Annotated in this window: 20 protein-coding genes, 2 pseudogenes and 1 riboswitch; of the genes and pseudogenes, 3 read left to right on the plus strand and 19 right to left on the minus strand. The window is 56.4% G+C overall.

What is annotated here, in order from left to right:
- Nucleotides 1-43: 43 nt before the first annotated feature.
- A complete protein-coding gene (gene trpB, locus QTO30_RS08235) occupies nt 44-1,270 on the minus strand; it encodes a tryptophan synthase subunit beta (protein ID WP_340423699.1) in 1,227 nt (408 codons plus the stop codon).
- An 81-nt stretch (nt 1,271-1,351) separates the two neighbouring features.
- Between trpB and QTO30_RS08240 the strand changes: the two genes are divergently transcribed.
- On the plus strand, nt 1,352-1,576 hold the full coding sequence (locus QTO30_RS08240) for a hypothetical protein (protein ID WP_340423700.1): 225 nt from the start codon (nt 1,352-1,354) through the stop codon (nt 1,574-1,576).
- Between the two features lie 91 nt (nt 1,577-1,667).
- On the opposite strand, the gene QTO30_RS08245 is transcribed toward QTO30_RS08240, so the two are convergent.
- From QTO30_RS08245 to miaB, 16 genes and pseudogenes are all read right to left on the minus strand, one after another.
- Nucleotides 1,668-2,315, minus strand: a complete 648-nt coding sequence (locus QTO30_RS08245; protein WP_340423701.1) for a phosphoribosylanthranilate isomerase — start codon at nt 2,313-2,315, stop codon at nt 1,668-1,670.
- Nucleotides 2,315-2,671, minus strand: coding sequence for a LapA family protein (locus tag QTO30_RS08250; protein WP_340423702.1), 357 nt, complete (start codon nt 2,669-2,671; stop codon nt 2,315-2,317). The genes QTO30_RS08245 and QTO30_RS08250 overlap by 1 nt, the downstream gene beginning before the upstream one ends.
- A gap of 61 nt (nt 2,672-2,732) precedes the next feature.
- The gene (ihfB, locus tag QTO30_RS08255) at nt 2,733-3,014 is read right to left on the minus strand and encodes an integration host factor subunit beta (RefSeq protein WP_340423703.1); all 282 of its coding nucleotides are present in this window, start codon (nt 3,012-3,014) and stop codon (nt 2,733-2,735) included.
- A 404-nt stretch (nt 3,015-3,418) separates the two neighbouring features.
- Nucleotides 3,419-5,092: a 30S ribosomal protein S1 gene (rpsA, locus tag QTO30_RS08260; protein WP_340423704.1), complete on the minus strand. Its 1,674-nt coding sequence runs from the start codon at nt 5,090-5,092 to the stop codon at nt 3,419-3,421.
- 254 nt (nt 5,093-5,346) lie between these two features.
- A complete protein-coding gene (locus QTO30_RS08265; protein WP_340423705.1) occupies nt 5,347-6,153 on the minus strand; it encodes a class I SAM-dependent methyltransferase in 807 nt (268 codons plus the stop codon).
- Nucleotides 6,154-6,288: 135 nt separating this feature from the next.
- A complete protein-coding gene (locus QTO30_RS08270) occupies nt 6,289-6,915 on the minus strand; it encodes a chloramphenicol acetyltransferase (RefSeq protein ID WP_340423706.1) in 627 nt (208 codons plus the stop codon).
- A 13-nt stretch (nt 6,916-6,928) separates the two neighbouring features.
- Nucleotides 6,929-7,447 (minus strand): hypothetical protein, encoded by a 519-nt coding sequence (locus QTO30_RS08275; protein WP_340423707.1) that lies wholly within the window; start codon nt 7,445-7,447, stop codon nt 6,929-6,931.
- 87 nt (nt 7,448-7,534) lie between these two features.
- Nucleotides 7,535-8,143, minus strand: coding sequence for a (d)CMP kinase (cmk, locus tag QTO30_RS08280; protein ID WP_340423708.1), 609 nt, complete (start codon nt 8,141-8,143; stop codon nt 7,535-7,537).
- Nucleotides 8,143-9,493: pseudogene (aroA, locus tag QTO30_RS08285) on the minus strand (3-phosphoshikimate 1-carboxyvinyltransferase). The gene cmk and the pseudogene aroA overlap by 1 nt, the downstream one beginning before the upstream one ends.
- Nucleotides 9,494-9,600: 107 nt before the next feature.
- Entirely contained in the window at nt 9,601-10,314 is a 714-nt protein-coding gene (gene trmB / locus QTO30_RS08290; RefSeq protein WP_340423709.1) for a tRNA (guanosine(46)-N7)-methyltransferase TrmB, read from the minus strand.
- A gap of 64 nt (nt 10,315-10,378) precedes the next feature.
- Complete coding sequence (gene metK / locus QTO30_RS08295) at nt 10,379-11,560, minus strand: methionine adenosyltransferase (protein WP_340423710.1); 1,182 nt, start codon at nt 11,558-11,560, stop codon at nt 10,379-10,381.
- Between the two features lie 7 nt (nt 11,561-11,567).
- Nucleotides 11,568-11,615, minus strand: a riboswitch (SAM-SAH riboswitch).
- Nucleotides 11,616-11,648: 33 nt separating this feature from the next.
- Nucleotides 11,649-13,148: an apolipoprotein N-acyltransferase gene (lnt, locus tag QTO30_RS08300; protein WP_340423711.1), complete on the minus strand. Its 1,500-nt coding sequence runs from the start codon at nt 13,146-13,148 to the stop codon at nt 11,649-11,651.
- Nucleotides 13,141-14,025, minus strand: a complete 885-nt coding sequence (locus QTO30_RS08305) for a transporter associated domain-containing protein (protein WP_340423712.1) — start codon at nt 14,023-14,025, stop codon at nt 13,141-13,143. Before QTO30_RS08305 ends, lnt begins: the two co-directional genes overlap by 8 nt.
- 21 nt (nt 14,026-14,046) lie before the next feature.
- Nucleotides 14,047-14,545: pseudogene (gene ybeY, locus QTO30_RS08310) on the minus strand (rRNA maturation RNase YbeY).
- The gene (locus QTO30_RS08315; protein WP_340423713.1) at nt 14,542-15,555 is read right to left on the minus strand and encodes a PhoH family protein; all 1,014 of its coding nucleotides are present in this window, start codon (nt 15,553-15,555) and stop codon (nt 14,542-14,544) included. The pseudogene ybeY and the gene QTO30_RS08315 overlap by 4 nt, the downstream one beginning before the upstream one ends.
- 146 nt (nt 15,556-15,701) lie before the next feature.
- Nucleotides 15,702-17,009: a tRNA (N6-isopentenyl adenosine(37)-C2)-methylthiotransferase MiaB gene (gene miaB, locus QTO30_RS08320; RefSeq protein WP_340423714.1), complete on the minus strand. Its 1,308-nt coding sequence runs from the start codon at nt 17,007-17,009 to the stop codon at nt 15,702-15,704.
- A gap of 113 nt (nt 17,010-17,122) precedes the next feature.
- Between miaB and QTO30_RS08325 the strand changes: the two genes are divergently transcribed.
- Nucleotides 17,123-17,752, plus strand: coding sequence for a glycosyltransferase family 2 protein (locus QTO30_RS08325; RefSeq protein ID WP_340423715.1), 630 nt, complete (start codon nt 17,123-17,125; stop codon nt 17,750-17,752).
- Between the two features lie 171 nt (nt 17,753-17,923).
- On the opposite strand, the gene QTO30_RS08330 is transcribed toward QTO30_RS08325, so the two are convergent.
- Complete coding sequence (locus QTO30_RS08330) at nt 17,924-18,454, minus strand: REP-associated tyrosine transposase (RefSeq protein ID WP_340423716.1); 531 nt, start codon at nt 18,452-18,454, stop codon at nt 17,924-17,926.
- A 79-nt stretch (nt 18,455-18,533) separates the two neighbouring features.
- The gene (gene irrA / locus QTO30_RS08335; protein WP_340423717.1) at nt 18,534-18,950 is read right to left on the minus strand and encodes an iron response transcriptional regulator IrrA; all 417 of its coding nucleotides are present in this window, start codon (nt 18,948-18,950) and stop codon (nt 18,534-18,536) included.
- Between the two features lie 150 nt (nt 18,951-19,100).
- Here irrA and fabA point away from each other — a divergent pair, with 150 nt between their 5' ends.
- Complete coding sequence (fabA, locus tag QTO30_RS08340) at nt 19,101-19,610, plus strand: bifunctional 3-hydroxydecanoyl-ACP dehydratase/trans-2-decenoyl-ACP isomerase (RefSeq protein ID WP_340423718.1); 510 nt, start codon at nt 19,101-19,103, stop codon at nt 19,608-19,610.
- Nucleotides 19,611-19,633: the final 23 nt, after the last annotated feature.

Genomic DNA, 19,633 nt, shown 5'->3' on the forward strand with positions numbered 1-19,633 from the left:
ACCCAAGAAAGAAGCGTCTAAACCAAAGTTTAGACGCGTCTGGTTAGGTATTCATGTCAAAGCCAAGGTGCTGGGCAACCGTGAAAATATCCTTATCTCCACGTCCACACATGTTCATGACAAGCAGATGGTCCTTGGGTAGATCGGGCGCGATCTTCATCACATGGGCCAGTGCATGCGAAGGCTCCAACGCCGGGATGATCCCTTCTTGTGCGCAGCACAACTGAAACGCCTCCAAAGCCTCTGCATCAGTGATCGCGACATATTTTGCCCGCCCGATGTCGTGCAGCCAGGCGTGCTCTGGCCCAATACCGGGATAATCCAAACCGGCGGAAATGCTGAACCCTTCAAGAATCTGCCCGACGTCATCTTGCAACAGATAGGTGCGATTGCCATGCAGCACGCCGGGGCGCCCACCGGTGAGAGAGGCGCAATGCTCCATCTTGGCATTCACGCCCTTGCCGCCTGCCTCTACCCCGATGATGTTGACCTCTTTGTCATCCAGAAAGGGGTAGAACAGGCCCATCGCGTTCGAGCCGCCACCAATGGCGGCAATCAGTGTGTCGGGAAGACGCCCTTCGGCGGCCTGCATCTGCTCTTTGGTTTCCTTGCCGATGATGGCCTGGAAATCGCGCACCATGGCCGGGTAAGGGTGCGGACCAGCCACCGTACCGATGCAGTAGAATGTATCGCGCACGTTGGTCACCCAGTCACGTAGTGCATCGTTCATGGCATCTTTCAGTGTACCCCGACCGGATGTTACGGCGACCACTTCAGCTCCCAAAAGGCGCATGCGGAAAACGTTTGGCGCCTGCCGTTCCACATCATGCGCACCCATGTAGACCACGCATTTGAGGCCGAATTTGGCACAGACCGTCGCTGTCGCAACACCGTGCTGACCTGCACCGGTTTCAGCAATGATACGGGTCTTTCCCATGCGGCGCGCAAGGATGATCTGGCCCAGAACATTGTTGATCTTATGCGCCCCAGTATGGTTCAGCTCATCACGCTTAAGATAAATCTTGGCACCACCCAGATGCTCGGTCAGGCGTTCAGCATGATAAAGCGGGCTAGGACGCCCAACATAATGGGTCCACAGATCGTGCATTTCGGCCCAGAAAGCCGCATCTGTTTTGGCATGCTCGTACTGCTCTTCCAACTCAAGGATCAGCGGCATCAGGGTTTCAGATACAAAGCGTCCGCCAAAGTCGCCAAAGCGGCCCTTTTCGTCGGGACCCATCATGAAACTGTTAAAGAGATCGTTGGCCATAGGACACCTGCTGTTTTTCGCACTCGCCAGACCTAGCGATTCTGTGATTGATCGTAAAGCGTTGAAGGTGCCGCAGGTGCGGTGATCAAGGCTTTTGGAAAAGCCTTGCCCAATTCCTTTCAAGGAATTGGCTTACCGCACCTGCCGAATGTCTTCGGAATTGCAGAAGATCACGTACTGACCGGCGTTCTCCACCGCGCGGTATCCACGGCGACGCAACTCAGCTTCAAATTCATCGCGCCCGATCAGCCGTTCAATATCTCTGGATTTGCGCCGCACAACACCACCATCACGGGCGGCCTGTGAAGAAAAAATCTGCCTGAGCCAGCGTTCAGGTGACACATGGGACGCAATCACAGTCATAACGCAACGGTCGCATATCGCGGTAAACGCCGCGTTAATCCATGCGGGCCGCCGCACAAAAGGCTGTAATCATCTCCGCGCTTTTGACACCCGGCGCACGTTCCACCCCAGACGATACATCGACCTGCTTGGCGCCTGTGAGGCGGATCGCCTCGCCCACATTGTCCGGGGTCAGACCGCCAGCGAGCATCCACGGTACGGGCCAGCGACGGCCAGCGATCAGGCGCCAGTCAAATGACAGTCCATTGCCGCCGGGCAGAGCTGCATTCTGAGGAGGTTTCGCATCAACCAATATCTGGTCGGCTACTTTGGCATAGGTATCAAGTGCGTCAAGATCGCCCGCATCCGCAACCCCCACGGCCTTCATCACTGGCAAGCGATAGCGGTTACGTATCTCGCTCACACGCGCCGGAGTTTCGTTGCCGTGCAATTGCAGGATATCGAGCGGGAGTTCCCCAGTGATTTCATCAAGCAGCGCATCCGTTGCATCAACAACCAGCGCCACCTTTGCTACACCCGGCGGTGCGACCCGCGCGATTGCAACGGCTTCGGTGATGCTGACGTGGCGTGGAGATTTTGGAAAAAACACCAAACCGATGTACTGCGCACCGGCATCCAATGCCGCGTTCAGGCCGACCACATCGCGTAGCCCGCAAATCTTGACCCGCGTACCCGCAGGCATCAGCCAGTCTTTTCGAGTAGCGCCAGAACGTCATCTTCGCTCTTGGCACCTGCAGCAGCGCCGCGCAATTGATCAACCTCGCGGCGCAGTGTTTCCACCTCGCGGGCTTTGCCCCGTGCATCGGACCGGATGCGATGCTCGCGCACCCATTCCCACAGGAATCCGATCATCAGACCGGCACCAACACTGATGAAGATGACAACAAAAAGCGGCAGTTGCATGTCTGGGGACAGACCCAGAAGATCACCCAGCGCCTCTGGCATAGCACGCACGGTGACCATGTCACGGTTGGCAAGACCAATCAGAATCAGACAAAGGCCAATAACAGCCCAAAAAGCATAGCGAATTGTTTTCATGAATTCAGCATACCGCAGTTCCAAGACGCGGTGAACAGAGAAATAACGTGCAACTGTGGCGCTAGCCGCCGTTCAGCCGATCACGCAAAAGTTTGCCTGTCTTAAAGAAAGGCACATGCTTTTCATCAACTTCAACTGCTTCACCTGTACGGGGATTGCGGCCGATGCGCTGGTCGCGTTTTTTGACGGAGAATGCGCCAAATCCGCGAAGTTCCACGCGGTCGCCGCGCGCCATCGCTTCGATGATCTCTTCAAAGATCGTATTCACGATCTTTTCGACATCGCGCTGATAAAGATGTGGGTTCTCGTCGGCGAGTTTCTGGATCAGTTCAGAACGGATCATGTTTTGGCCTCCCAACCAGTAAGCGCACACACACGAGCAGGTTTCTCCCCGCTTATCAAATGACTATAGGCATTTTGTGCCCACGAAGAAATACCGTGTTTCCGCTGTTTTCCCACTAAAACCGCCAAGCATGAGAACAATTTCGCGCAATTCATAAAGACTGTCAGCAAGATTGAGTATTGGTTGCAGACAATGGGGACCTCGGAAAAGACCCGATCTGCAAGCAACGTTCTGTTGCCACGAGCCTGAAAGCTTATCAACCAATCCTGGCGTCAAATCGCCTGACGGATAGTGACCTCACGGGCCCGAAATTGTCGTTTCCATAAGCACCCCTCTCACACATGAAAAGGCCCCGCCGCAGTCACCTGCAACGGGGCCAGTTCATTCAGACTGTGAAATCAGGTTTAGTCGTCGCCCTTCAGAGCTGCACCAAGGATATCACCCAAGGATGCACCGGAATCGCTCGAACCATACTGCTCGACCGCTTCCTTCTCTTCTGCAATTTCGCGCGCCTTGATCGACAGACCCAGCTTGCGGGTCTTGCTGTCGATGTTGGTCACACGCACGTCGACCTTGTCACCAACGCCGAAACGCTCTGGGCGTTGCTCTGCACGGTCACGAGACAGATCAGAGCGACGGATGAAGGATTTCGCGCCTTCATAATCCACTTCGATACCGCCATCTTCGATCTTGGTCACTTCAACAGTGATGACCGAACCGCGTTTCACGCCGCCAACGGCTTCTGCGAATGGGTCACCGTCAAGCGCCTTGATGGAAAGCGAGATACGCTCTTTCTCAACATCAACCTCAGCAACCTTAGCTTGCACAACATCACCTTTGCGGAAATCACCGATCACGTCTTCGCCACGGCCTTCCCATGTCAGGTCAGACAAGTGCACCATACCGTCGATGTCGCCTTCGAGACCAACAAACAGACCGAACTCGGTGATGTTCTTAACTTCGCCTTCGACCTCAGTGCCTTCAGGGAACTGCTCAGCAAAGACTTCCCATGGGTTGCGCTGTGTCTGCTTAAGGCCAAGGGAAACACGACGCTTGGCTGAGTCGATTTCCAGAACCATGACTTCCACTTCCTGCGAAGTAGAGACGATCTTGCCTGGGTGTACGTTCTTCTTTGTCCAAGACATTTCAGACACGTGCACCAGACCTTCAACGCCAGCTTCCAGCTCAACAAACGCACCGTAGTCGGTGATGTTTGTCACGCGACCCTGATGAACAGAACCGAGTGAGAACTTGGCTTCAACCGCATCCCATGGATCGTCCTGCAGCTGCTTCATGCCCAGGCTGATACGGTGGGTTTCTTTGTTGATCTTGATGACCTGCACCTTGATCGTCTCGCCAATAGTCAGGATTTCGGAGGGGTGGTTCACACGGCGCCATGCCATGTCTGTCACGTGCAGCAGACCGTCAACACCGCCCAAGTCAACAAACGCACCGTATTCGGTGATGTTCTTGACGACGCCGTCGACTTCCTGACCTTCAGTCAGGTTACCAATGACTTCGGCGCGCTGTTCAGCGCGAGACTCTTCAAGGATCGCACGGCGCGACACAACGATGTTGCCACGACGACGGTCCATTTTCAGGATCTGGAACGGCTGCTTCAGACCCATCAATGGGCCCGCGTCACGCACTGGGCGGACGTCAACCTGCGAACCCGGCAAGAACGCAACTGCGCCGCCAAGGTCGACAGTAAAGCCGCCTTTGACACGGCCAAAGATTGCGCCATCGACGCGCTCTTCGTCAGCATATGCTTTCTCCAGACGATCCCATGCTTCTTCACGGCGCGCCATCTCACGGCTGATAACAGCTTCGCCGCGGGCGTTTTCAACTTGGCGAAGGAACACTTCAACTGTGTCACCAACGGCCAGTTCAGCCTCTTCACCGGGATTTGCGAATTCTTTAAGCTCAACGCGGCCTTCCATCTTGTAGCCTACGTCGATGATGGCTTGGCCCGCTTCGATTGCGATAACCTTGCCTTTGACAACTGACCCTTCAGCGGGTGTGTCCATTTCGAAGCTTTCGTTCAGGAGTGCTTCAAACTCTTCCATTGTGTTAGCCATGTGGCGTCGTTTTCCTAACGTTTGGTTTTATACGGGCCGTGCGGTTGTCTCCGCCGGTCTTTGGGGTTTCGGTTTGGTCTGGCATCATCCGCGGAACATAAAACAACAGGGCCGGTTAACACCGACCCCGCTCACATCTCACGTCCGCGCCTGTCTCGACGCTTCGACAGGGCGGCGTATATGGGGGTTGAGGTATGTTTGCAAGGACTTTTCCTACCTCAAGACGATAGGGCAGCATGCTACACGCGTGGGGCTTATGCGCGGGTCAGCACCAGCATCAGATAGGTATTATTCGCCGCAAAATGCGCCGCATTCCGGGTCTTCTGGTTTAATCGCTGATACAACCGCGCCCGCTTACGCGGGCCAACCAACCTACGCCACCCCCAGTGCACAATGCGGCGCGCCCGCGGTCGCTGCAGTGCCATTTGTTGGTCGACCCTCTGAGCGGCGTAGCCGACCACATTGAACAACCCCTGTTCCAGATCAATCGAAGGGGCAACTTCTTTAGTGATATCAATCCCCTGACTGACACATAGGCCCATAGACAACACAAGATCGCGGAACCTCCGGATCGGATGGCCGCCGCCGACGGTCGCTTGAACAGCATCGGGATTGAAGGTCTCGCTGCGAAAACAATCAGCAATCACGATCCGTCCCCCCGATGCCAAAAGCGACAGACATTTCGCTATCCCCTGATCCAACGGAATATATTGAAAACTCTCTGAAAAGAGGCACACATCGAACGGCCCCTCAAGTTGCGCATCCTGAAAAGTCGCCTCATGCACGACGGCCTCGGGTGCGTTCTCGCGGCAGCGGCTGGCAAGAAAGGCGCTCGGGATCACAATCTCGACTTGATGGCCTAAGGCGATCAGCTTGCGGGCGGTTTCGCCCGCACCGCCCCCAACATCAAGAATGCGGCATGGAGCATCCGGCAGCCGCTCGAACACAAGGTCCGTATACGCGACCTGTGCAGCCCCGAAATTCGCAGCACAAACCTCTAAGCCATCCCAATAGCCATAGTGAAGGTTTTCTGCCCCTGTCAGCCATTTTGAAAAAGCCAACCCAATGTCCAGGCCCAAGCTTCGTGTGTCTATCTTTTTGCTTGCCATACCAATTCGGTAGTCGAAAGGACGACGCTGTGGAAGAAATATCTTACCTCAGGGCATTGGCGTGTCTGAAGCACAACACGTATAGTCTCAAATCTCGTGCAAAGCCTTCTGCACAGCCGCAAAATACGCACCGACCTGTGCGCCATCCACTAGCGCATGATGTACTTCCAGCGTCATCGGCATGTCACGACGGCCCTCGCGTTCGACAATCTTTCCCCATGTGATGCGCGGGATACAATCATCGGGACCCGGCAACGCATTGTTGATTGAGGTGTAATCCAGCCACGGCATGCACGACAGATAGGCCAGATCATCGCGTTCACCGCTATTCGCCTGCAAGACGCCCCCTTTGGCGACCTCATCAATCAGTGCCTTCGCTTGTGTATCAAAGGTATCGAAGTTCGCGACAAACGGCACATATGCGTAGCCGAAGCTGCCTGCATCCGTCGGCACTGTCATCGACAAAGTGATCATGTCATGGGCCACGACCACATCACCGCGAAACCGCATGCACATCTCGGGCACTGCATGCAGCCCCGCGCCGATGGCGTAGAGACAGGCACGATAGGGCGAAACGCCATCGGCCTTGCGTGCCATCAGATGCGTGACATCCAATCGGGTGGTCGTCGCATAGTGCGGCTGCTGATAGCCGCGAAAGAAATGAAACTGCGCCGCACGCGGCCAGGTTTCCAAGTCAACGATGTGATAGGTCATAAGACCACTGGTGTCAGATTTCTTGACCCTTCTCCAGCAATCTTTCGATTAACTCCTGTTGCAGATTGCCGCTGTCACCTGCCCCAAACTGGCCCGCACCACTGCTGTAAAGCGAGCCGTAGGTCTTGGCCACATTCACCGTCTGGGCCACCCCAGAAATGAACTGATCGCGTTCCAGCTCTTTAAACGGATGCAGGAATACACCCCAAAGTTGGCCTTGAGCGACAGCATAGCGGGCGTCCAAAGCACTGTCGAAATTGGCTTGCATCACCCGCTGCATTTCTTCCGCGGTCATGGTTTCAGCCGACCGAATGGGCACCATCGCACGCATCCGGTTGGCCCGCACATCGGTGACGATCAGCACCGGAATGTCATCTATTGAAAGCGAAAATCCGGCACCCGACAATTGCGCCTCTGGATCCAATGCGAGCACGATCTCAGCCATCCGCGGCAGTGTCATATGCGGCTCTGCCTCTTGGGCGCGGACCGCGGCAGGTACGATAAAGGCTATTAGCGCGAGGATACGGATCATGTGGGCAACTCCTTCTGCTTCACACTAGTGCAGCAGATGATACACCAACAACGCAAGCTTTGGTGAACCTTTGCAACATGACGAAACTTAGATACGCGCCTTTGTCACGACACCCACGGCGGCAGCGATGGCCTGTTCAACGGTCAACTCGGACGTATCCAGCAAAACCGCATCCTCTGCCGGAACAAGGGGGGCGGCAGCGCGACTGCGATCCCGCGCATCACGTTCTTTGACGTCCGCCAAGACGGTGTCAAAGGTCACAGCCATGCCTTTATCCGACAGTTCCTTGAAACGGCGCTCTGCCCTGCATACGGGGCTTGCCGTCACAAAGAGTTTCACATCCGCGCCGGGACAAATCACCGTCCCGATATCGCGGCCGTCCAAAACAGCCCCACCCTCACGCGCTGCAAAACTCTGCTGGAACGCAATCAGCGCCTCGCGGACTTCAGGTATCGCAGCCACCTCGCTGGCGGCTTGCGCCACCTGCGGCGTGCGCAGGCTGTCATCTTCCAGATCAACCGGATCGAGCGTTTGCGCTGCCGCAATGGGGGCCGCACCAGCCAGCACCTTGGCGCCAACGGCGCGATACAACAGCCCCGTATCAAGGTAGGCAAACCCAAAATGCGCTGCCACCGCCTTGGAAATCGTGCCCTTGCCCGCAGCCGCAGGGCCGTCAATGGCGACCGTGAAACGCATCAGTTGGTGCGCACCAGCTGTGCGCCCAGACCACCCATCAAGTCCTCAAAGATCGGGAAAGAAGTTGCAATCGGGCTGCCATCATCGACGCTCATTGGCTTTTGCGTGGCCATGCCCATGACCATGAAAGCCATCGCAATACGGTGATCCAACTCACTCGCAACGGTGACACCGCCTGGAACATTGCCATGGCCCAAGCCTGTGACCTGCCACCAATCCGGGCCTTCATCCACGGTGACACCAGCCGCGCGCAGACCCTTGGCCATTGCATCAATCCGGTCGCTTTCCTTCACACGCAGTTCTTTGACACCCTGCATGTTAGTAACCCCCTCAGCGAAGGACGCGACAACAGACAAGACAGGATATTCATCAATCATACTCGCCGCGCGTGCTGGCGGGACCGAAATGCCTTTCAGGTCAGGCGAAAACTTCGCCCGTAAATCGGCAACAGGCTCGCCCCCCTCTTCGCGCATGTTTTCAAAAACAAGGTCGGCGCCCATCTCTTGCAAGGTTGTGAACAACCCTGCGCGGGTTGGATTCAATCCAATGTTCGGCACCAGAACATCCGACCCCGGCGTAATGATCGCCGCACAAACAGGGAATGCCGCCGAGGACGGATCGCGCGGCACGACGATCGTCTGCGGTGTCAATTCAGGCTGGCCATCCAGCGTGATAAGGCGCCCCTCGCCCGTTTCTTCGACGGTCAAAGTCGCGCCGAAACCTTTCAACATCCGCTCCGTGTGATCGCGGGTCGCTTCTTTCTCAATCACGACGGTCTGACCCGGCGCATTCAAACCCGCCAAAAGCACTGCGGATTTGACCTGTGCCGAGGGCATCGGCACAACGTAGCGGACGGGTACTGGATCAACCACCCCGACCAATGTCATTGGCAAACGGCCACCGGCACGACCAACGGCCTGTGTGCCGAAAAGCGCCAGTGGGTCCGTCACCCGCCCCATCGGGCGGCCATTCAGGGACGCATCGCCCGTAAAGGTCACGGTTATCGGCGAAGTTGCCATTGCGCCCATAATCAAGCGGACACCCGTGCCGGAGTTTCCGCAGTCGATGACCTGATCAGGCTCTGCAAACCCCCCCAACACCCACGCCCGTCACCGTCCACTCACCGCCACCATGGTTGGTCACTGTCGCGCCAAGAGCTTCCATCGCTTTGCCAGTATCCAGCACGTCCTCGCCTTCCAGCAAGCCGGTAATATGGGTTTCACCCACGCACATCGCACCCAAAATCAGCGACCGGTGCGAAATCGACTTGTCTCCGGGGACATGCGCCTCACCGGTCAGCGGGCCGCAAGGGCGCGAGGTCATAGGGATCGGTGTGCCGTGGCCGGACATGGAAACTTCCTTCTCAATTCATGCGGTTGATAACGCAGGGCACCGGCAGGGTCCATCGCCCCCATCACCATCCAGCTAACAAAAAACTTCCCCAGAGGGTCCTGCGCTCACGTCCGGCGAAACGTCAGATAATGGGGCGTGCGCCCCTCGCGCAGCGCCTTTTGCTCATAGCGTGTTGAAAGCCAGTCGCCCCACGGGTTACGCCAATCATCAGGCCCTTCCGCCAACCATTCAAACCCATGCGCCGGAACCTGCTCCAAGGTCTGGCGGACATAGTCTTTGATATCGGTCGCGACGCGCAGTTCAGCGCCCGGTTTCATCACCCCGTGTAACGGGACCAAATGCTCTGGGGTCACAAAACGCCTACGGTGGTGGCGCTTTTTGGGCCAGGGATCGGGGTAATTCAGAAACACTTTCGACAGAGACGCATCTGGCAAGACATCAAAAAGATCACGCACATCGCCAGGGTAGACGCGCAGGTTGTCCACATCCGCCTTGCGAATTTTACCTAGTAGCATGGCGACGCCATTGATGAACGGCTCGCACCCGATCAAACCCACAGCACGATAGGTTTCGGCCATGTGGATCAGATGCTCGCCACCACCGAAGCCGATCTCAAGCCAAATGTCCCTGTCGCCAAAGACATCTGTCAGATCAAGCGGCATGCGCTCCGGGTTCTCATCCCAACTGATCGCACCCGGCGACAAGGGTGCCAGATCGTTTTCCAGATAGTCGTGCTGGGACGCGCGGATCGTCTTGCCCTTGAAGCGACCATAAAAATTGCGCCAGGGCGCGCCGGAGGGGTGATTTGTCTTGCTCATGGGCGGGGCTTTAACAAGCAGGCGACATCTGTGCAATCAGGCGGGTCTGGATCATGCCCCTTGATCAAACCGCGCGTTTCAGCGCCTCCACCAAATCAGTCCGTTCCCAGCTGAACCCACCATCCGCGTCTGGCGCACGGCCAAAGTGGCCGTAAGCTGCAGTGCGTTCATAAATCGGTTTATTCAGGCCAAGATGCTGCCGAATACCGCGCGGCGTCAGATCCATCACATCGGCTATCGCACGCTCAATCGCGGCGGGTTCTACTTCACCCGTGCCATGGGTATCTGCATAAATCGACAAGGGCTTTGCGACACCAATCGCATAGCTCAACTGGATCGTGCATCGCTCGGCCATTCCGGCCGCAACCACGTTCTTGGCCAGATAGCGGGCCACATAGGCTGCTGAACGATCCACCTTTGTAGGGTCTTTGCCAGAGAACGCACCACCACCATGCGGTGCTGCGCCGCCATAGGTATCCACGATGATCTTGCGACCTGTCAGACCGGCATCCCCATCAGGACCACCAATCACAAACGTACCTGTTGGGTTCACCCACCATTCAGTCTGCGGTGTGATCAGACCATCGGGCATCACCTCGCGAATGTAGGGCTCAACGATGTCGCGAATATCGGCACTCGACTGTGTTTCATCGCGATGCTGCGTTGACAATACAATGGACGTTACCTCAACCGGCACAGCATTTTCATAGCGCAGGGAAATCTGGCTTTTTGCGTCAGGGCGCAATGTGGGTTCTTCGCCCGACTTGCGCACCTCAGCCAACCGTCGCAGGATCGCGTGGGCATATTGGATCGGCGCGGGCATCAACTCTTTCGTTTCGGTGGTGGCATAGCCGAACATGATGCCCTGATCGCCGGCACCTTCATCCTTGTTCTCACCCGCATCCACACCCTGCGCAATATGGGCAGACTGACCGTGCAAAAGGTTTGTGATTTCGCAGGTCGCGTGATGGAACTCATCCTGCTCGTAGCCGATATCTTTGATGCAGGCGCGGGCGATATCTTCGATCCGGCCCATGTAATCCTTGAGTTTGGATTGATCGGACAATCCAACCTCGCCGCCAATAACAACACGGTTTGTTGTGGCAAATGTTTCACAAGCAACACGCGCCTCAGGCTCCTCCGTCAAGAAGGCGTCCAGAATGGAATCCGAGATCCGGTCACAGACCTTATCAGGGTGCCCCTCGGAAACAGATTCCGAAGTGAAGATGTAGTTATTGCGTGCCATGAAAATGTGCTCCGGTAGGTGTAGCTGTCACGTCAGGAAGCCGTTGTGACAGATTTGAGAACCCGGATATGCTGTGACGGAATGAACGTCAATCGCTATCGCGTTTTGCCGATACGTAAGCCCCAAAGGTTAACAAAAGCAGCACCGCTACCACGGGAACATCACCCCACCGGCTATAGGGCGTCGCAGGCAAAGCCGCGGGCAGCGGCACGTCAATTGCCCCGTCCACGCCCAATGGCAGTGAGGTTATGATCCGCCCCTTGGCGTCAATCATCGCGCTGATCCCGGTGTTGGCCACACGCACCATCGGCAGCCCCTGTTCAATGGCGCGCAACCGGGCTTGCGCCAGATGCTGATGCGGGCCAGCCGCCTGACCAAACCAGGCGTCATTGGTAATCAGAAGAAGCAGCCGGGGCCGCGTGTTGCCATAGGCAATCTCTTCGGCAAAAATGCCCTCATAGCAAATCAGCGGGACGGCAGCACCGATGCCCGGCAGATTAATCGGCCCGGGTGTGCTTCCCGGCGTAAAGCCAACCCCCAGATTGCGCGCCAGACCGGTCGCACCCATCTTCCCCAGAAAGCGTGCACCGGGGATGTATTCACCAAAGGGGACAAGGTGTCGCTTGTCATAGATGCTTTGCACCTCACCGCCCGGCCCCATCACAACAAGGCTGTTGTAAGCGCGGGTTTGCGCATCACGGCGCTGAATACCAAAAACCAAAGGCGCGCCACGGGCCGCATCAGACAGCAGGCTGAGATCGTCATCAATATGGTTCAACAGATAGACAATTGCAGTCTCAGGCCAGACGACCAAATCAGGGATGTCGCCCGCGCTGGTCTGCTGCAGCAAACGATTGAGAAAGATATCAGAATAGGCCGGATCCCATTTTTGATGTTGCGGCGCATTCGGTTGGACAAGACGGACAACGGGTCGGTCGGCGGTGCGCTCTGGTGCTGAGCCGGGACGCGCAACAAAGGACAGCGCCAGAACCAGCCCAAGCGTGACAAAGCCCATGACCCGTTCGCGTCTGAAGAGTGCGGCCACAGAGACACCGCAGATCACGGTCAGAAGGGTCAGCACATGCGGCCCCCCAAATGCGGCCACCTGCGCCAGTCCGGTCGTGATCCAGATGTGACCAAGCAACGCCCATGGAAAGCCCGTCAGGATCAGCGAACGCAGCACCTCGGCCCCCACCAAGAGCAGGCCAAACATACCGATGCGGCCCGGCGCAACACGCGACGCCACCCATGCGGCCAACGCCCAAAATAGCGCCGCACCAGCGCCCATCAACAGCAGCGCGAAAGGTGCCATCCATCCATGTCGCGCGATATCGATTAAGAAGGGCTCGACAATCCAACGCAGACTGAAAGCAAAATAACCAAAGCCAAAAGCCCAGACACGCAAGGCAGCCTGCCGTGCAGTTGCACTGTTTGCATAGGTGAGGAACAACGCGCCCAGCGCCAGAATGGATGCTGGCCAAAGATCAAATGGCGCTTGCCCCAACCCGGCGGCGGCCCCCAAAAGGGCAAGCAAGAGCAGCTGCACCCAGCCGGGCCGCGCCGCAAATTGCGCCAACTTGTCAGCCATTGCGGGTTGTAGACAGGCGGACCCGCAAGCGTTTCACCCGGCGTGGATCAGCATCCACAACCTCAAACTCTGGCCCATCTGGATGCACAATGACCTCGCCCCGTGCAGGCAGATGGCCCGCCAGCATCGTCACCAACCCGCCCAGGGTGTCGATCTCTTCCTCGTCAACCTCATCTGGGTCGGTCAGGGTCATCCCGATCTCGGCCTCAAAGTCATCCAGATCGGTGCGGGCCTGGGCCAGATAACATCCCGGCTTTTCCATCACCCAGCTTTTGGCCTCTTCGATATCGTGTTCATCCTCGATCTCGCCCACAACCTGTTCGATGACGTCTTCGATGGTCACAAGACCGTCTGTGCCGCCGTATTCATCAACAACCAAAGCCATGTGTATCCGCTCCGCCTGCATCTTTTGCAGCAGGACACCCAGCGGCATTGAGGGCGGCACAAAGATCAAAGGGCGCACCATCTCGCGCAGGTCCATTTTGGGGGTTTTGCCGTTGAAACCGTGACGCAGCGCAAAATCCTTGAGGTTGGCAATGCCAATCGGCGTGTCCAAAGTGCCATCATAGACCGGGACACGCGTCAGGCCGCTATCGCGAAAAACCTCAAGCAGTTCGTCCTTAGAGATCGTTACCGGAACTGCGACAATATCGGGCTTGGGGACCAATACATCCTCCACACGCATGCGGCGCAGATTGAGCATACCCAACACAGAGCCAGCCGGTTTGGCAATTTCGGAAGGTGCACTTTCAAGCACCTGAGGTGTTATCGGAGGGCGAAACGCATTGCGCAAACGCGCAAAAAGCCCCGGTTGTGGTGTCTGATCCGGCTGCGCGCTTTGCGCTGCGCTAGACGGTGCGTCGCCTGTGTCGGCCATTTTGTCCTTACCTATGTGGGTCTATTGACCCGTTTCATCCCTATATGGGTCAGCAATACCCAATTTGCCAAGTATCTCTGCCTCCAACCCCTCCATCAGGGTGGCGTCGCGGTCACGTTCATGATCGAAACCCAACAAATGGAGCGTGCCATGCACAAGTAAATGGATTGTGTGATCATGCATTGATTTACCTGCTTCTTTGGCCTCGCGGTAGCAAGTTTCATAAGCAATGGCGATGTCACCGAGTTCACTATCCGGTCCGGGTTGGGGCGCAGGCGGCATTTCGCCGCCAATCGCCGCCGCGCGCTCCCCGATGGCCAACTCAGCACATTCGTCGGCCGGGGTTTCCCCGGAAATCTTCGTTCAAAGCGGCAATCCGCGCATCATTGCAGGCCAGCAAGCTAATCTCAAACACCGACGGCTCCAACCCCAAACGGTCCAGCACCGCATCGCTCGCCAACTGGGCAAGCGCGTCAATGTCGCCCCAGCGTTTGTCCTCAACCATGCAGTCGACGGTCACTTGGGATCGTCCGCCTCATAGGCCTCAATGATCGCCGCGACCAACGGATGACGCACCACATCTTTGGCGGTGAAGTAGTTGAAGCTGATCTTGTCGATGCTCTTGAGCAACCGCTCCGCATCCCAAAGGCCCGAATTGACGCCGCGCGGCAAGTCAATCTGCGTGCGGTCACCCGTGATCACCATGCGGCTGCCTTCACCCAGACGGGTCAGGAACATCTTCATCTGCATCGTGGTCGCGTTCTGCGCCTCATCCAGCACGACAAAGGCGTTAGACAGCGTACGGCCACGCATAAAGGCCAAAGGTGCGATCTCAATCACCTTTTCCTCGATCATCTTGGCCGATTGCTTGCCCGGCAAAAAGTCATTCAGCGCATCATAGAGCGGCTGCATGTAAGGATCGACCTTGTCTTTCATATCACCGGGCAGATAACCCAGCTTTTCGCCCGCCTCAACCGCAGGACGTGACAGGATGATCTTGTCCACATGCCCGGAAATCAGCATGTTCACGCCAACAGCCACCGCCAGATAGGTTTTGCCCGTCCCCGCCGGGCCAATACCGAACGCCAGCTCATTGGCAAAGAGTGATTTGACATAGGCCTTCTGCGCATCTGTGCGCGGCTCAATCAGCTTTTTGCGGGTCTTAATCTCAACCCGTTCTGTTTCACCTTTGAAAAGCTCGATCTGATCGCCATCGCGGGCCGGATCAAACATCGGCTCCGCACCCATACGCAACTCGCGGTCCAGATCGCCGGGTTCCAGCGTGCGCCCAGCCTCCAACCGGCTATACAGCGATTGCAAGACCTGTGTCGCCTCATGGCGCACATCATCTTCGCCGATGACAGCCAACTGGTTGCCACGACGCAGGATTTGCACGCCTAGTTTATCTTCTATGGTGGTCAGGTTGCGGTCATATTCGCCGCACAGATCGATCAGCAAAAAGTTGTCCGGGAATTCCAACAGGGATTCTGTCGCAGCTTCAGCGGGCGGGGTCAGGGCACCAGTGGCCAATCAGCTCTCCTCTTCATCTATATATAGCTATCGTGGCGTGTCGATGCGCTACGCGCAAGGTGTGACACGCAATTGTCACGGGTTTGATACAGAAATATTTATGAGGTGCTGCATGTGCAGTCATCTGAAGCGGATCATGATCCGCCCTACAATAGTTTGCCCTTCAGTGAGTTGGGGCTGTCTTGTAGAACCTTGACCCGGCGCACTTGCCCCACAACACTTGCTGGCGCATCGGCGTAAACCGCGTGCAAGTATTCAGATTTGCCAATCATCTGCCCGGCCTCTCGCCCTGCCTTTTCAAACAGCACCTTCACCTCGCGCCCAACCATGGACGCCTGCGTCGCCTGTTGCTGTTCACGCAACAACGCCTGCAAGCGCCGTAAACGGTCGTTCATCATATCCTCTGGCAGTTGCGGCTTCTCCGCCGCTGGGGTTCCGGGACGTGTGGAGTATTTGAACGAATAGGCCTGCCCGTAGTGCACATCGCGCACCAGTTGCATCGTGTCTTCAAAGTCTTGGTCCGTTTCACCGGGAAACCCGACAATAAAATCGCCCGACAGCAGTAAATCCGGCCGCGCCGCGCGAATACGCTCAATCAGCCGCACATAGCTTTCACCGGTATGCTTGCGATTCATCGCCTTGAGAATACGGTCAGAGCCGGACTGCACCGGCAAATGCAGATAGGGCATCAGCTTGTCACAGGTGCCGTGTGCCTCGATCAGCGCGTCATCCATATCATTGGGGTGCGACGTGGTGAAACGAATACGCTCTAGCCCATCAACCTTGTCCAATGCCCAGATCAACCCGGCCAGCCCACCGTCGTGGCCGTGATAGGCATTCACGTTCTGGCCCAAGAGCGTGATTTCCTTCACGCCATTCTCAACCAATTCCTGTGCCTCACGAATAATCCGGTCCGCCGGGCGTGATACTTCGGCCCCGCGGGTGTAGGGGACCACACAAAAAGCACAAAACTTGTCGCAGCCTTCCTGCACGGTCAAAAACGCCGTCGGACCACGCTTGGCCTTGGCGCGGGTCTTAAGCGTTTCAAACTTATCGTCATCCGGGAAATCCGTATCAAGCGCTTTGGCCCCGGTCTGAACGGCATCGTCCATCGCGGGCAGGCGGTGATAGCTTTGCGGTCCCACAACCAAATCCACCATCGGCTGACGCTTGATGATCTCTTCGCCCTCGGCCTGGGCCACACACCCAGCCACGCCAATCTTCAAATCGGGTTTCTCAGCCTTCAGGCCCTTGAACCGGCCCAGTTCGGAATAAACCTTCTCGGCGGCCTTCTCACGAATGTGGCAGGTGTTGAGCAGAATCATATCCGCGTCATCAGGCGTCTGCGTCTCAATATACCCCTTGCTGCCCAGCGCCTCGGCCATGCGTTCGCTGTCATAGACGTTCATCTGACAGCCGTAAGTCTTGATAAAAAGCTTCTTTGGCGCGGACATGTGATCTGCTCTTGTGATGGGATATCCCGGGCGTTCTAGCGACTTGGCGGGATGCTTGCAATGCGGCGGGATATCACCGATTCTATACGGGTTGTTCTATTATGTGAGCCTGCATGCACTACCCCTCCCTTTCGGCGTTAGCCAATGATGCCAAGCGGGCCCTCTCCACGGGCCCTGTCGCGCTGATCCTGATTGAAGACGATGTCGAGATCGCTAGCACAATTGCCCATCACGCAAAGGCCGGTTTCACAAATCTGATCGCCTTTTGTGCACAAGAGCGGGCATTGCCTGCCGAAGCGCCTGACACCCTGCACCGGGTGGACTATGATGTGAGCGCAGAAGACGCGTTGCAGACGATTGCCAATACGATGATCAAGGCACTGCCCGGTCAGTGGCTGTATTTTTGCTACAATGCCGAGTATCTGTTTTACCCGTTCTGCGAACACCGCAGCGTCGGCGAGATGCTGACATTCATGGAAGAAGAGCGGCGACGGACCGTGATGAGCTACGTTGTCGATCTTTATGCCAAGGACCTGAGCACGCACCCCAATGGCGTTGATCGCGAAGGCGCTTACTTCGACAAATCAGGTTACTACGCATTGGCCCGAGAGGACGCCGAGGGCGCATCGCTTGAACGGCAGGTTAATATCTTCGGTGGCCTGCGATGGCGGTTTGAAGAACACATCGCCAAGGCCCGGCAACGAACGGACCGGGTTGCTTTTTTCGCGCGCAGCACGGCCTGAAAATGCTGCCGGACAGGTCGTTCAATTTGGCCGAGTACAACACCTACTCTTGCCCGTGGCACAATAACCTATCTGCCACGGTTGGCTCATTTCGCACGGCCAAGGCGCTGCGTCGCAACCCCGGCAGTCGGGCTGTGATCAATACGTTCCATTGGCCACAATCAGAGCGTTTCAGCTGGCAATCGCAGCAGTTGTTGGATTTGGGATTGATGGAGCCGGGACAGTGGTTCTAGCCTTGCGCCTATTGTGGTGGAGCGAGCAATAGGGCCAATCGCTTGGTTTTTTAACGAGACCCTCGTGAATAGGCGCCGATCGGATCAAATGCATATGCAGCGCCAGATCATCTTCGTCGCGGATAAGATGCTCCCAAAATCTGCGCTGCCAGATGCCCTTTTCACCACGCCTGCGATGGCTTTCAGGAACATGCAGGGGAACTGGGGCATGCCGCGAGAAGCTTGATTTGATCAACCGCCAGCGCTTGGAAAAATCGACATCATCTTCCGGCAAGGTCCAGATCATATGCAGTTTGCTGGGCAGTATCACAGCCGCATCAATCACAAAGGGCCAGCGTTTCTGGCAGAGTCGCGTTGCATCCCGCAAAAGTTCGATATGCGAAATCAAAAGATCAGAGCGCGAGTCCTGCAAGCGTATAGTAAAGAAATAGGTGCCACCGGGCACTCGAAGACAGCGATAGTCTGACATCCCCGCAGCGTGATGCAACATAGTTAAATTTGTGTAAAACTGTGCAAGCCGTAAGGTGGATCTTGATCCACCCTCCCCGTCAGATACGTCGCAACCTGATTACCACATCCACAGACGCAATCTCCGCGCCATCGGGGGCATCGGGCAAATGACAGATTTCCAACTGGTCAGCAGGGGCATCTGTCAATTTAGCCGTATCTTCCCAATAGAAATGCGGGTGATCCGTCATGTTGGTATCAAAGTAGCTCTTTGACCCATCGACCGTAATCTCACGCATCAGACCTGCATCACAAAATGCCCGCAGCGTATTGTACACCGTCGCGAGAGATACTTTTTCATCCGCATTTGACGCCGCCTCAAACAGGCTTTCCGCTGTCACGTGCCGATCCTGCCCATCGCCGACCAGCAAGGATGCGAGCGTCATACGTTGCCGGGTTGGGCGAAGTCCTGCTCCGGCCAGCCAATCTGTGCTGCGTTGTATCGCTATGTCTGACATGATCGTCCTTTTTGACATCTATTCTCATCTATATGGGAAGAATGTCCCTCGGATCAAATAAAAACGGCCATAAACCCCGCGCACTTGCCCTCTTAAACCGCAGAGTGATAGAGGTCAGAAGACGCAGTAAAGAAGAATGAGACCAGTTAGATGGCGGATTACCCAACCTATTTCGACAAAGATGACCTGCTGAAATGCGCGCGCGGCGAGCTGTTTGGCGATGGGAATGCACAGCTTCCGGCCCCGCCGATGCGGATGATGGACCGCATTACAGACATCTCGGGCGATGCAGGTGCACACGGCAAAGGCCATGTTGTGGCGGAGTTTGATATCACGCCGGACCTTTGGTTCTTTGACTGCCATTTTCCAAATAACCCGATCATGCCCGGTTGCCTTGGCCTTGATGGTCTGTGGCAGCTAACTGGCTTCAATCTTGGTTGGCGTGGCTGGCAGGGGCGCGGCTATGCGCTTGGTGTAGGCGAAGTCAAGCTGACGGGAATGGTCCGCCCTGACCGTAAGATGCTGACCTATAAGGTCGATTTTACAAAAGCGATCCAAACGCGCCGCCTGACCATGGGTGTCGCAAACGGCATTGTTGAGGCCGACGGCGAGGTCATTTATCAAGTTACCGACATGAAAGTCGCATTGTCTGAGAGCTAAGCCCTCAAATCCAAGTGTAAAAG

Origin of the sequence: Yoonia sp. GPGPB17, from assembly GCF_037892195.1 — a bacterium.
GTDB lineage: Bacteria > Pseudomonadota > Alphaproteobacteria > Rhodobacterales > Rhodobacteraceae > Yoonia.